The 14813-nt window shown below is 40.1% G+C and carries 10 protein-coding genes; 5 read left to right on the top strand and 5 right to left on the bottom strand.

Translation table 11 applies throughout. From position 1 onward, the window contains the following. Window positions 1-114: 114 nt before the first annotated feature. Together dnaJ and IEE83_RS04300 are read right to left on the bottom strand one after the other, a co-directional pair. Window positions 115-1287, bottom strand: coding sequence for a molecular chaperone DnaJ (gene dnaJ / locus IEE83_RS04305; protein ID WP_194119391.1), 1173 nt, complete (start codon window positions 1285-1287; stop codon window positions 115-117). A gap of 104 nt (window positions 1288-1391) precedes the next feature. Continuing rightward, window positions 1392-2009, bottom strand: a complete 618-nt coding sequence (locus tag IEE83_RS04300; protein WP_228101673.1) for a nucleotide exchange factor GrpE — start codon at window positions 2007-2009, stop codon at window positions 1392-1394. 112 nt (window positions 2010-2121) lie between these two features. Between IEE83_RS04300 and queG the strand changes: the two genes are divergently transcribed. From queG to IEE83_RS04275, 5 genes are all read left to right on the top strand, one after another. Then, window positions 2122-3069, top strand: coding sequence for a tRNA epoxyqueuosine(34) reductase QueG (queG, locus tag IEE83_RS04295; RefSeq protein ID WP_194119390.1), 948 nt, complete (start codon window positions 2122-2124; stop codon window positions 3067-3069). Window positions 3070-3138: 69 nt separating this feature from the next. After that, window positions 3139-3552 carry a DUF1761 domain-containing protein gene (locus IEE83_RS04290; protein WP_194119389.1) on the top strand — a complete coding sequence of 138 codons (414 nt, stop codon included), beginning with the start codon at window positions 3139-3141 and terminating at the stop codon, window positions 3550-3552. 113 nt (window positions 3553-3665) lie between these two features. Then, complete coding sequence (locus tag IEE83_RS04285; protein ID WP_194119388.1) at window positions 3666-4520, top strand: universal stress protein; 855 nt, start codon at window positions 3666-3668, stop codon at window positions 4518-4520. A 57-nt stretch (window positions 4521-4577) separates the two neighbouring features. Next, window positions 4578-5657 (top strand): magnesium/cobalt transporter CorA, encoded by a 1080-nt coding sequence (gene corA / locus IEE83_RS04280; protein WP_194119387.1) that lies wholly within the window; start codon window positions 4578-4580, stop codon window positions 5655-5657. Window positions 5658-5749: 92 nt separating this feature from the next. Next, a complete protein-coding gene (locus IEE83_RS04275) occupies window positions 5750-8221 on the top strand; it encodes a bifunctional UDP-N-acetylmuramoyl-tripeptide:D-alanyl-D-alanine ligase/alanine racemase (protein ID WP_194119386.1) in 2472 nt (823 codons plus the stop codon). Window positions 8222-8262: 41 nt separating this feature from the next. Here IEE83_RS04275 and ppk1 read toward each other — a convergent pair whose 3' ends face one another. The 3 genes from ppk1 to IEE83_RS04260 all read right to left on the bottom strand — a co-directional run bounded on the left by ppk1 (window position 8263) and on the right by IEE83_RS04260 (window position 14638). Continuing rightward, window positions 8263-10596: a polyphosphate kinase 1 gene (ppk1, locus tag IEE83_RS04270; RefSeq protein WP_194119385.1), complete on the bottom strand. Its 2334-nt coding sequence runs from the start codon at window positions 10594-10596 to the stop codon at window positions 8263-8265. 172 nt (window positions 10597-10768) lie between these two features. After that, entirely contained in the window at window positions 10769-12724 is a 1956-nt protein-coding gene (gene gyrB, locus IEE83_RS04265) for a DNA topoisomerase (ATP-hydrolyzing) subunit B (protein WP_194119384.1), read from the bottom strand. A 276-nt stretch (window positions 12725-13000) separates the two neighbouring features. Next, window positions 13001-14638 (bottom strand): hypothetical protein, encoded by a 1638-nt coding sequence (locus IEE83_RS04260; RefSeq protein WP_194119383.1) that lies wholly within the window; start codon window positions 14636-14638, stop codon window positions 13001-13003. Window positions 14639-14813: the final 175 nt, after the last annotated feature.

Below are 14813 nucleotides of genomic sequence, written 5' to 3'. Positions count from 1 at the left end.
CTTTTTGACTATAAATATTTATTGCCATTACATTTATATTAAACAATCTTACAAAAACAAAACGAGCCAACTCATTACTGAATAGGCTCGTTTCTATATCTAAATCAAAATTGATCAATGAAAAAAATCTTTCATTTTATCAAAAAATCCTTTTTCGTTTTTACCCGGTTTCGGCTGGAAGTTGGGAGAATTCCTCAACGATTCCAAAGTTTCCCGCTCGTCAGAAGATAATTGCTGAGGCGTCCAAACGCTGATATGAACCAGCTGATCTCCTTTTCCGTAACCATTCAGATCTTTAATTCCTTTTCCTTTCAGACGAAGAATTTTACCAGCCTGTGTTCCGGGTTCGATCGTGATACGCGCTTTTCCGTCAATCGTTGGGATTTCAGTTGAAGTTCCAAGTGCTGCATCAACAAAACTCATATGCATATCGAAAACGATATTATTTCCGTCACGTTTCAGATTTGGATCTTCCTCCTCTTCGATAACGATCAGCAAATCTCCTGCTACACCGCCTCTTGATGGTACATTTCCTTTACCTGACATAGAAAGCTGCATGCCTTCTGCAACTCCACCAGGAATATTCAATGTGATCAGATCATCCTGCAATAATCTTCCTTCACCTGCGCAAGTATCGCAACGTTCGCTGATGATTTTTCCATCACCATTACACTGCGGACAAGTACTGGTTGAAACCATTTGTCCAAGCATTGTACTAACCACTTTACGAACCTGACCCGTACCATTACAACCTGTACAAGTTGTCAGAGAAGTACCGTTTTTCGCGCCATTTCCACCGCAGGTATTACAGCTTACGTGACGTTTTACTTTAATTTTTTTCTCAACACCGTTGGCAACTTCTTCAAGATTAAGTTTCAGCTTAATTCTTAAATCGGAACCACGACGGACTCTTCGTCCGCCTCCTCCGCCGCCACGACCGAAAATATCTCCGAAAGGACTTTCACCGCCACCGAAAATATCACCGAACTGAGAAAATATGTCGTCCATGGAAAATCCACCTCCGCCAAATCCACCCGCGCCAGCTCCTGCTCCCCCATTACCAACACCAGCGTGTCCGTACTGGTCGTAACGAGCACGTTTGTTATCGTCGCTCAGAATACTATAAGCTTCGGCAGCTTCTTTGAATTTATCTTCCGCAGTTGGATCTTCCGGGTTTTTATCCGGGTGAAATTTAATTGCAAGCTTTCTGTAAGCCTTCTTGATATCATCCGCAGCAGCGCCACGATCCACCCCAAGAACTTCGTAATAATCTCTCTTCTTTGCCATTTTTTATTTTCAATGAGTAATGTATGGAGCGTTTTTCACCATCGCAGAAAATTTAATAATGGATGATCCGAATCATACATTACCATTATTTATTTATCATTATTTCACGCACCAACGATAACTTTGGCGTAGCGAATTACTTTTTCATTCAGGAAGTACCCCTTTTCAATTTCGTCAATAACTTTACCTTTCAAGTCATCAGAAGGAGCCGGGAACTGTGCGATGGATTCGTGAAGTTCTGCGTCGAAAACCTCACCTTTTGATTGCATAGGTTTCAAACCTTTTGCTTCAAGCGCTTTGTATAATTTTGTGTAGATAAGATCAACGCCTTCTTTCAAAGCTTCAATCTCGGTTGAAGAATCAAAAGAAACTTTCGCACGTTCAAAATCATCTACAATTGGAAGAACAGCCTTGATTACATCAGCACTGGCCACAGAAAGCATTTCAAGTTTTTCTTTTGCCGTACGTCTGCGGAAGTTTTCAAAGTCAGCATAAAGACGCAGGTACTTATCTTTCAATTCCGCCACTTCTGTTTTATGCGCTTCTGCCGGGTCTGTTACTTCCACTTCACCGATTACCTCACCAGCATTGTCCATTGGCAAGCCGTTTTCAGCGAAATTTTGATCATCATTTACCACATTGTCAGTATTCATCTGTCCGGCTTCGTCGTTTATTTGGTTTTCCATGTCCTTATCTATGTTGTATTCTGTATTTTTCGGCATAGTTTTCCCATGCTTTCCTGATAAAATCATTACCTGGTGTTTACTAAATTACTTTGCCAGTCATAAAAAACTGACAAGATGACATTCCCGCGGCAATTCGTAACTTTGCATCATGACCACAGAAGATCTCATACGCCAGGAGCGCAGCCAGTTTATTAAATCGAAAGCAGCCGAAATTGGTTTCGATTTCTGCGGTATTTCCAAAGCCGAGTTTCTGGAAGCAGAAGCACCGCGACTGGAAAACTGGTTAAACCGTCAGCAAAACGGGGCAATGGGATATATGGCCAATCATTTTGACAAGCGCCTTGATCCGAGAAAATTAGTCGACGGAGCTGAATGCGTCATTTCTGTACTCTTAAATTATTACCCCGCTGAACGACTTCCCGAAGGTCCGGAAGATCTCAAAATTTCCAAATATGCTTATGGAGAAGATTATCATTTTGTTTTAAAAGATAAACTGAAACTTTTGCTGGAAGCCATCCAAGAAGAAATCGGAGAGGTAAGCGGACGAATTTTTGTTGATTCCGCTCCGGTTATGGATAAGGTCTGGGCTGCGAAAAGTGGCCTGGGCTGGGTTGGCAGGCATTCCAATCTGCTTAACCGAGATATGGGCAGTTTCTTTTTTATCGGAGAAATAATCTGTGATTTAAAACTTGCTTATGATGGAGCCGTAAAAGATTATTGCGGAACCTGCACCCGCTGTGTGGATGCTTGTCCGACCGATGCGATCACGGAGCCTTATGTCGTAGACGGAAGCAAATGCATCAGCTACTACACAATTGAATTGAAAGATGCCATTCCTGATGATGTCAAAGGAAAATTTAATAACTGGATTTTTGGCTGCGATATTTGTCAGGATGTGTGTCCATGGAATCGTTTTTCACAGACTTCCAAAACGCCGGAGTTCTCTCTTTCTCAGGAGTTAAGCGGCTTTTCAAAAAACGATTGGGAGGAAATCACAGAAGAAGTTTTCCGCGAGCTTTTCCGTCGATCCCCAATAAAACGCACAAAGTATGATGGTTTAAAAAGAAATATTGACTTTCTAAAACCGTTAACATAAGAAGACCGTAAATTCTCCCGCCAATTTTTTAATAAGATTTCCTTTTGATGACCGAAAAATACTCTGCTTATGAGAAAACAATCCGTCAATCTTTGGGCCGTGCTTGTATGTGTGGTGATCGGACAAATTATTCCTGCTATATGGTATTACATTTTTGCAGAACAATGGACAGCACTGAACGGTTTTGAAAAATCCGCTATGGATTCTGCCAACAGTTCTGTGCCTTATCTTGCCAGCATTGTTTCTTCCGCCTTTATGGCTTATACCCTTGGCTGGGTTTTTACAAAAATTCCGGTAAAATCCGGTTACATAGGTTTTCTGATCGGTCTGCTTTTTGGAATTGTTTTTGTGCTTTTTGAGATTATCGTCAAAGATATGTTTTCAAAAAGAGCGCTGGAACTTTCTCTGATAGACGGCGGCGTGAGTGTAATTGTTTATTGTGTAACCGGCTTTATTCTTGGAATCTGGCGCAAATACGAATAAAAATGAGCAAAGTCATAGTCGCTTGGCACCATTCTTTACACTAAGTTCATACATTATAAGAACTATTGCGTTAACTTGGAGTCTAACTAAAAAGCCTGTAAACCGCGACAATTATGAATAAGATTTTGATTCCCATCGATTTTTCTGAAAATGCTGACCGTGCGTTGAGCGCAGCAAAACTCATGGCAGCTAAAGAAAGTACGGAGCTGATTATTTTGCACGCTTACCAACCTTATATTCCGGATGTAAGTGTGATGCCCGGAAGTGTTTTGCCAGGAATCGGCTCACCAGATTATTCCTATGTTGGCGTTGATCTTGAAAATAATTTCCGTCATCAGCTTGATGAATATGTTGCCAAAGTTTCGGCGGAAGGTTATAAAACAAAATCAATCTGGGCTGTGAGTGGTATTCAGTCTGCAATTGAAGAAGCCGTTGCTGAAAATAAACCTGACCTGATTGTTACCGGGAGAACCGGAACAGGCGGTTTTCTTGATAAATTAATCGGAAGTTCTGCTACGCATATTGCACTTCATTCTCCTAGTCCGGTTTTAATAATTCCTCCACAGGCTGAACCTAAAAGATTCTCGAAGGTTGTTTATGCAACCCAACTTGAATATTCAGAAAACGATATTTTGAAAGAAGTTTATGTGTTGATGAATCATTTGGGTAGTAATCTTACTTTGCTTAAAGTCAATGCTGATCATCAACCGGATATCCAGCCAAACAATCAATATCTGGACGAAATAACAGCCGAATTTCCTGAAAGTATTAACACCATTGTTTATCGTGATGATAAAAGCGTTTTAGACGGAATCGAAGCGTATTGTGATGAAGTGAGCGCTGATCTTTTGATCATGTCAACACGTGAACGTTCATTTATTGAAGAGTTTCTGATCAATCCGAGTGTAACCAGAAAACTTGTCGTAGACACACATGTTCCTCTGCTTATTTATCACCTTGCAGAATAAAAACAGAAAACTTTATATTTACTATCCACACAGGTAATATCGTCAGTTCAAATTCGAATGTCTAAGAGAAAGCATCGGCAGAAGCGGGAAAATTTGTTAACATCTCCTGGTACACTTACGTACATCGGTCCTGAAATTGAGTTAAAAACCAAAGTCAGGAAACTTCAATACAATGCCAATTTTTATAAAGACGATGCCGTCACAAGCCTTGCGGAATGTGCTGTCAGTCAGAATCTTGAACCTCATAATACCTGGCTGGATGTAGATGGAATTCATGAAACTGCTCTGGTTGGGAAAATCGGAAATTTGTATCATCTCCATCCGCTGATTCTTGAAGACATCGTCAATACAGAACATAAGCCCAAACTTGAAGTTTATGATTCCGGCTATATATTCCTGACCTTAAAAATGCTTCATGTTGAATCAGAAGAGCCGCTTGAAATTTCTTCCGAACATGTAAGTTTTGTTGCCGGAACTGATTACCTGATTTCTTTTCAGGAAGAAAGAAAAGAAGATATTTTTAAACCGGTCATAGATCGGCTTAAAGCCTCTGTTGGAAAAACAAGAAGAAACGGAACAGATTATCTGGTTTTTGCTTTGATGGATGTGATCGTCGATAATTACTTTTTTGTGCTCGAAAAGTTTGGAGAAAAACTTGATTCGGTGGAAGAAAGCGTCATCAGCGGATCAAAAAAACAATCTTTAAATGATCTCTATTCGCTTAAACGAGAATTGACATTTGTTCGCAGAGCAATCTGGCCATTGCGGGATATGATCAACCAATTGATTCGTGAAGATAATCCTTTGATCAGCAAAGATGTAGTACCCTATTATCGGGATCTTTATGATCATGTAATGCAGGCCGTTGATACCATAGATTCTTACCGTGAGTTACTGGCCAGTCTCGCGGATGTTCATCTTTCAACCATCAGCAACCGCATGAACGCGGTGATGAAAACATTGACAATTTTTTCTGCCATCTTCATGCCGCTGACTTTTATTGTTGGTGTTTACGGGATGAATTTTGAAAATATGCCTGAGCTGAAAAATCCAAATGGATATTATTACACCTGGGCTGTGATGGTTGTAGTGACAATAGGTATGCTGATTTATTTCAGGATCAGGAAATGGATTTAGTCCGGTTTGCGCGCATATTCGAACCATATTTATAAATAACCATACAAAAACATCATTCTTTAATACCTTTGCACTTTGCAAATACGATTTGAATGATTCTGACTGAAAATACAACTGCATCCATAAATACTCAGGCAAGTTACCTGCTCACCGATAGCCGCCAGGTATCATTTCCCGGAAAAAGCATTTTTTTTGCGATTAAAGGTGAACGTCATGATGGCCATCAATTTATTTCTGAACTATATCAAAAAGGCGTCCGGGAATTTGTCGTGGAAGAAGCTTCACTGACGGATGCGCTCAAAGCTGAAATCAGTTCCTGGAAGGATGCGAAAGTCTGGACGGTATTTTCAAGTATCCGTGCTTTACAAAAAATCGTAGCCGAACATCGCAACCAGTTTAATATTCCCGTTTTAGGAATTGCCGGAAGTAATGGAAAAACGATTGTAAAAGAGTGGCTCTTACAACTTACAGCACCGGGACAACGTGTTATTGCCAGTCCAAAAAGTTACAATTCACAAATCGGTGTTCCGCTTTCTGTCTGGAATTTGAAGAAAGAACATACTTTGGCCATTTTTGAAGCCGGCGTTTCCCGTGCGCATGAAATGGAATATCTTCAACCGGTTATTAAACCTACGATAGGGATTTTTACCAATATCGGTACAGCGCATGATGACGGTTTCCGCAGCAGAAAACAAAAAATCACCGAGAAACTTCGTCTTTTTACGAAAGTCAAAAAACTGATTTATTGTAAAGATTATACCGAAGTTGATGAAGAGATCAAGCTTATCCTGAAACCTGTTAATCCGTTTTTGAAAACCATCAGCTGGGGAATCCGCCCAGGCGCTGATGTAACGGTTTCTTATGATTTACAAAAAGAAAAAACATTCATATCGTTAAGCGGACAATTTGAGAATAACCGTTTCGAAACCAATTTTCGAGACGATGCTTCACTGGAAAACCTGACGCACTGTATTTTATTCCTGCTTGATTTTGGCTTACCGGCTGCTGTGATCCAGGAAAGAATTTTAATACTGCGTCCGGTTTCGATGCGACTGGAATTAAAAGAAGGCATCAACAATTGTTATATTATTGATGATACTTATAACAATGATATTCAAGGACTTACAATGGCTTTAAATTTCCTGTCGCAGCAGGAACAGCGTAGTCACAGGACGGTAATTCTTTCTGATGTTTTACAATCAGGACAAACTCCGGCTGAACTCTACGGCATTATCGCCCAATTGTTAAGAGAAAAAAAGATTGACAAACTTGTCGGGATCGGACCGGAAATGAGCCGGCAAATTATTCAGTTTGATACAGCAGAAAAAGATTTTTATCCGGATACAGAGACTTTTCTGACATCATTTCCTTTCAACTCGCTAAGTAACAGTCTGGTATTGGTAAAAGGTGCAAGAACATTTTCTTTTGAAAAGATTGTTCATCGCCTTCAACAAAAAGTCCACGGAACTGTTCTGGAAATAAATCTGGATGCATTGACGCATAACCTCAATTTTTACAGAACAAAAGCTGGTTCAGAAACCAAAATCATGGTGATGGTAAAAGCTTTTGCTTATGGAAGCGGAAGCTCGGAAGTGGCGAGTTTACTGCAATACCATCGGGTTGATTATCTGGGTGTTGCTTATGCGGACGAAGGTGTTTCATTACGTCAAAGCGGAATTACACTTCCGATTATGGTCATGAATCCATCCGTGCCTACTTTTGACACACTTTGGCAATATCATCTGGAACCGGAAATTTACAGCCGCAGGATTTTGAGTGACTGGGTTTCTTATGTCAAAAATAAAAATACGCCATCCGACATGCCTTCTGTTCACTTAAAACTGGACACTGGTATGCACAGATTAGGTTTTGTGGAAGATGATTATGAGTGGCTTTCGCAGCAGCTTACAGAAAACCCTGATATTCATGTTTCAACCATTTTCAGTCATCTTGTTGGCGCTGATGAAGGCGTACATAATAATTTCTCTCATCAACAATATGAGCGTTTTATCAAAGGTTCGTCGCTGATTGAGGATACGCTTGGATATAAAGTCACCAAACACATTTTAAATTCTGCCGGAATCGTCCGTTTTCCTGAGTTTAAGCTGGATATGGTTCGTTTGGGAATTGGATTATATGGTGTTGAAGCAACGGGCCAGCAGCAGCATTTTCTACAATCTGCCGGAACTTTGAAAACCGTTATTTCCCAGATTAAATATTTATCTGCCGGAGAAACGGTCGGTTATAGCAGACGTGGTTTAATCGATCACGATTCGGCTATCGCAACATTGGCTATTGGTTATGCTGATGGCTACGACCGCGGACTTGGAAATGGTATCGGCGAAGTTTGGGTGAACGGAACACTTTGTCCAACCATTGGAAATGTCTGCATGGATATGACGATGATTGACGTAACCAATGCCCAGGCCGAAGAGGGCGATGAGGTAATTGTTTTCGGGAAAGAAATTCCAATTACAGATTTGGCAAAACGAATTAATACCATTCCGTATGAGTTACTAACCGGAATCGGGGAAAGAGTAAAAAGAGTGTTTTTCAAGGAATGAAACAAAAAAACCGATTGGAGATTCCAATCGGTTTTTTTGTTTTAAGCTTTTGATTCATCAGCCTGCTCCTCTTCAGGTTGTGCTTCATCACAATCTACCAGTTGTTTTTGTTTTGCCAGATCTTCCTCAATCGTATCGGCCGGCTTCTGGTCAGGTACAAAAAGCTTCACTTTTAAAACATCTTCCAAAGTAACATCGAAAAACGCTTTGTGAATATTTAACGGCTCTTCATTCGGCTCCATACATTTGATGTACGTTCCGTCTTCCAGCATTTCGTAAGCGTTGACATTATCAAGCAAGCTGAAATACAGAATATGAATTGCTTCCTGTTTTACACGGATATCGACAAGTTTGAACAAAGATTCAATCCGACGATCAAAACTGCGAACCATTGCATCCGCACTACCGCCATAAACCAACGGATCTCCGTTTTGATGGAAATAAAATATTCTTGAATGTTCAAGGAAATCACCAACAAGGGACCGCACAGAAATATTCTCGCTCAATCCCACCCTTCTTGGACGCAAACAACACATTCCGCGAACGATCAAACGAATTGGCACACCGGCTTGTGAAGCAGCATATAATTCCTGAATCGTCTCCTTATCTTCCAGTGAATTTATTTTAATACAAATCCCGCAAGGCAAACCGGCTTTTGCATTTTCTGCTTCATTCCGGATAAGTTCAATTAATTTGTTCCGCATATAACGCGGCGCAGTGATCAGGTTTTGATATTCCGTAGGGCTTGAATGGCCGGTAATTACATTAAAGAACTCAGAAATATCCTGAGTATATTCTTCATTTGTAGTCAGCAAACCGGTATCCGTATACAATCTGGAAGTATCCTCGTTGTAATTTCCACTCGACAAATGCGCATAACGAAGCACACGATTTCCTTCATTACGAACGATTAACAGAAGCTTGGTATGCGTTTTTAACTGACCAATACCATAAATCACAAAACAGCCGGCTTTTTGCAAACGCTGTGCTTCCTTGATATTATTTTCCTCGTCAAATCTGGCCTTTACTTCAAACAAAACAGCAACGTGTTTTCCGTTTTCTGCTGCATGAAGCAAGGCTTCTGTAACCCTGGAATTTTTCGCCAGACGATAAATCGTCAATTTGATCGAAAGTACTTTTGGATCTTCCGCAGCTTGTTCCAGCAATTGAAGAACTGGTTCAAAATTGTTATAAGGATGATGCAGAAGAATATCTTTCTCTCTCATCGCTTCAAAAACGTCCACAATTCTTTCTCTTTCAAGTCCTAGTGGCGGGACTGGCGGATGTGTCGGTGGAATCTGATCCTTGAACTCAGGATGGCGGATGATGCTCCAAAGCGAAGTATAATCAATAAGTCCTTCTACTTTGAAAACATTATAATCATCAATTTCCCAACGTTTTTTAATCAGGCTTAACAGATCAGGATTTGCGTCCGGTTCGATAGCAACACTAACAACACGTCCGAGACGACGGTTCTTTATTTTCTGTTTGATCTCATCAATAAAATCTGATTCCATATCATCACTTTCTTCCAGAGAAAAATCACCGTTACGGATCAGCCTGAAAAGATTTGTGGATACGATATCGACGTTACGATACAGTTTATAAATATGCGCTCTGACAATTTTTTCTATTGGTAAAAATAGAATTTCTTCCTCGCGTTCAATAACATAGAATCTTGGAAGATTCAGCGGAAGCTGAACGAAGGATAGTTTTTTATCCTCCTCGGATGTAGAACCTTTAACCTGCGTGATGACTCCCAGTACCAAAACTTTCGCCAGCAAAACCGGAAAAGCATGCGTATAATCAAACAACATCGGCGTAAGCATTGGATAAACCGTACGCTCGAAATATTTTTCAATGTCCGTAGTTTCCTCTGTGGCCAGATCTTCCATACCAATGATGCGAAAACCATGTTTTGCAAAAAGCGGCTGGAGCCTGTCAGTGTAACACTCACTTTGCAGTCGAACAAATTCCTGCAATTCTTTCATTAACATTTTCCTGAACGGAATTTCACGCAGTCCGGAATAGTCCACGCGTTCTTTTCCGAAGTCAAGATAATTGTATAAACTTCCCAGGCGAATCGTAAAAAATTCATCCAGGTTGGAAGAAGTAATCGCCAGAAATTTCATTCTGTCGAAAAGATTTCTCTCTTCATTTTTTGCCTGATCCAATACACGGTCGTTGAATTTCAGCCAGCTTAAATCTCTGCTGATGAAATCACTTTGCTGAACCAAAGTGTTCACCTTTTCTGCGGGACTTACCAATTTTGTATCGTCCATGGCTGTTTCTTTTGGGTTTTTAAAGTAGGAAAATAAACTTGAAAGTCTCCCCTTTCTTTCCTGGTTGGTTATGGAGTCAGTATGGTCAGGCATAATGTTTAAAATTAAAAACGATTCGTATGATCGTGAACCACAAAATGCAACGAATCTGATTAGGTATTGTTTTTAGCTTGATGAAGTTTTTGTTAATTTTTTAACCAAAAAAAACGGACGACTGAACATAGTCAGCCATCCGTTTTTAATAATCTGCGACGAGTGCTAACCGTTACACGTCTACACGGGCATATTTTGCATTTTTTTCAATGAAATCACGGCGTGGACCAACTTCATCTCCCATCAACATAGAGAACAAATGATCCGCTTCTGCCGCTGATTCAACAGAGACCTGTTTAAGACTTCTGCCATCAGGATTCATTGTTGTGCTCCATAATTGTTCGGCGTTCATTTCACCCAAACCTTTATAGCGCTGAATATTTACAAGATCTTCACGGCCATTAGCAATAGCTTTTACAGCCTCTTCACGCTGCTGCTCTGTCCAGCAATATCTTTCCTCTTTTCCCTTTTTGACAAGATACAAAGGCGGCTGGGCAATATAGATATAACCGCTATCGATCAAAATCTTCATATAACGGAAGAAGAAAGTAAGAATCAGGGTCCGAATGTGACTACCGTCAATATCCGCATCCGTCATGATTACAATCTTGTGGTAACGCAGTTTGTCAATATTCAACGCTCTTTCGTCACCATCTTTTCCGATCTGCACACCCATTGCGGTGAACATATTCTTGATCTCTTCATTTTCATAAATCCTGTATTCCTGTGCTTTTTCAACATTAAGAATCTTACCTCTCAACGGCAAAATTGCCTGGAATGCGCGGTTACGGCCTTGTTTCGCAGTTCCACCGGCCGAGTCCCCTTCGACAAGATACAATTCGCAAATGGCAGGATCCGTTTCTGAACAGTCAGAAAGTTTACCTGGCAAACCTGTACCTGTAAGGATATTCTTTCGCTGAACCATTTCTCGCGCCTTTTTGGCAGCGATACGGGCTTTTGCAGCAAGGATAACTTTTTCAATAATCGTTCTGGCTTCCTTTGGATGTTCGGCAAGATAAGTGTCAAGCATTTCTGCTACCACCTGGCTTACCACACTCACAACTTCCGAGTTACCAAGTTTTGTTTTAGTCTGACCTTCAAACTGAGGCTCTGCAACTTTTACAGAAATAACGGCAGTCAGACCTTCACGGAAGTCATCACCACTAATCTCGATTTTCTCTTTCGCAAGTACACCAGACTTATCCGCATAGTTTTTAAGCGTTCTTGTCAAAGCAGCCCGGAAACCCTGAACGTGTGTACCACCTTCAACCGTATTGATATTATTCACATAAGAGAAAACATTTTCTCCATATGAAGTATTATACATCATCGCAATTTCAACCGGAACCGATCCTTTTGTATTCTCCATGTAGATCGGTTCAGGAATTAATGCCTGACGCGTTCCTTCAAGGTAAAGTACAAATTCATTCAACCCGATTTCAGAGTGGAATTCTTCACCACGTGGTACTCCATTTTCATCAAGTTCACGTTTGTCTGCCAACGTGATTCTGATTCCTTTGTTCAAAAAGGATAGTTCACGTAAACGGGTTGCTACGGTTTCGTATTTATATTCCGTAACCGTAAAAATTGTAGCATCCGGCTTGAAGTGAATAAACGTTCCCGTTTTTTCAGATTCCCCGATAATGCGTACAGGATACAAAGGTTTTCCTTCGCTATACTCCTGTTCAAATATTTTTCCTTCTCTGTGGATTTCTACGCGTAAGTGAATCGAAAGCGCGTTAACGCAGGAAACACCCACACCATGCAAACCACCAGAAACTTTGTAAGTGTCTTTATCAAATTTACCACCGGCATGAAGTACTGTCAAAACGACTTCAAGCGCTGATTTTTTCTCTTTGGCCATAAGCCCGGTTGGAATACCCCGACCATTATCCTGAACGGTAATGGAATTGTCTTCTTCGATCGTAACGTTGATGGTGTCACAGTAGCCCGCCATTGCCTCATCAATGGAGTTGTCAACTACTTCCCAAATCAAATGGTGAACTCCTTTAAAACCAGTATCACCAATGTACATGGCCGGACGTTTACGTACGGCCTCTAAACCTTCAAGAACCTGGATGTTATCGGCTGAATAATTATTTACTTCACTCGCTATTTCGTTTGCCATATAGTTTGTTTTACTCTACGAAAAAAAGAGCCTTATCAGGGGCTTTTTAAACATACAAAGATACGAAATTTTTGCTCTATAACCTACCCGGTTTTAATATTGATAGGTGTAAAATCCAGATATTTCCTGCCTTATATTAATAATTTCTTGTAATGGAATTATTATAAAACCAAAACAATTTACATAAACCTGTTTTCTAATCAGGAGGGAGAAAAAAAAGCTTTTTTACAGGATTGGAAGAGAAAAAAATTCTCCAAGCGATTATTATAAATTGTGCTATAAACTGAGTGTCTGAGTTGCCCAGCTGAATTTATTATTATTGTAAAGCCCGATTTTATAAACACCAGCCGGAAAATTTTCCTGTAAAAAATCGGCTCTAAAACCTGGTTTAGACAATTTTCCTGTTTTCAGAAATTCTAAAATACCTGAATGCTGACGGCGCGTAGGTAACCAGTACCCGATTCCATTTCCGCTTTTAAGATAAATGAATGTATTGCCTCTCAGATTGTTATTTTCGATAATCTGCGACTGGTATTGATAAGCGCCGCTGGCATCTTCATTTCTAATTGTCTCCTGAGAAAAATTCAAATCATAAGCTACTTGCTTTAATGAATCCGATTGTGCCACTCCTCGAAAATTATCATTCATTTTACAAATACCCGCAGCAACGACTTCCTGATACGTTTCTTTAATATTTCTATTTAGTGACCCGACATAATCTAACATAACGACATGATTAATCCAGTTCGACTCATCCGCTACACGCCAGTTTTTCCGATACTGAATATCGGTATTATACGTAAAATAGCTCAGTGCATTAAATAAAACTGCAAAGACAATAAAAAGCCCGGCAACCACCTTTCTGCTTCGAATATTCAAAAAAGAAAGGACAACAATATATACCCAGCACAAGACATATGGAGCATAGTGCTGATAACGTGGCGCGAGCACGGTTTCAATACCTGCCCAGCTTCTCGATACACTTACCAGTGCCCCGGTGATTCCCAGAAATAAAATATTCCCAAGCAGCATTTTATCAAACCCATTCAGGATCGACATCGGTTTTAACCGTAATGCATTCAACTTAGGGATCAGATATATTGCCAGAATTAATGCCATACCAGTTCCCAGCAAAACAGCGGCATTTGCATTTGAGGTCCTGATCCGGGTAAGCGATCCGAAAAAAGCAAAGAAGGACGAAATCAGTCTTACGGGATCAGAAAAACTTTTTCCAAAATCTGCATTCTGGCCTTTGACAAAATGCCAGAAATAAATCACGCCCACGATCAGCCAAACAACAACCCAGATGAGTGCTGTCCTCTTTTTGCGATCCAGTAATGCAAGCGTAATTCCGATTATAAAACTAAAAATTCCATTGCCATGGGTAAATGTTGCTATCACTGCAACCAGAATTGCCCAGTTGTATCGATTTCTGGAACATAAATAAGTCAATAACGAAAACCAGAAAATGATAACAGATTGCTGTAAAATACTGATCGACCAGGTTACATTGTCAATATATTGAGGTTGTAAAAAAATAAAAGGAATGGCAATAAACATCCAGACCGGCCACTTAAAATGGCTGAAACCTTTCCAAAAAAACCACAGATTTCCGATCCAGATAAGATTACCAATGAGAATTAAAGTTTTCCAGTTGATAGATCCTTCAATTTTATAATCGAGCAGCGTCAGCAATCTGGGAAGAAGAATACGGTGTTCATTATGCTGGTTCATCAGAATGGCAAGCTTTTCCCAGAAACCATCCACCTCCTGAACCCATAAAACAGTATTTAGTAATTGAAAATCGTCTGCATAAAACAAAGGGGCAGAATTGGAAATTGCATAAATCAGATATAATAAAATAGGCAGAAAAATTGCAAAAATCACAGGAATTGGTCTTCCGTATTTAATCATACTGTTTCTTTTGTTTTGTAATGCTAGGTTAATCTGATCAAAATTACTAAAACGCCCAATTTAAGCAATCATTTAGTTTTAATATCAGGTTGACCTATATCAATTGCGTTCCAAGCAAAAGGAGGGTGAATACGTTCACCCTCCTTTATTAAAAAACCTCGAAATTTATAAGCTG

Origin of the sequence: Dyadobacter subterraneus, from assembly GCF_015221875.1 — a bacterium.
Taxonomy (GTDB): domain Bacteria; phylum Bacteroidota; class Bacteroidia; order Cytophagales; family Spirosomataceae; genus Dyadobacter; species Dyadobacter subterraneus.
The sequence above is the reverse complement of the archived record's forward strand: the minus strand, read 5'-3'. Positions and strand labels throughout refer to the sequence as shown.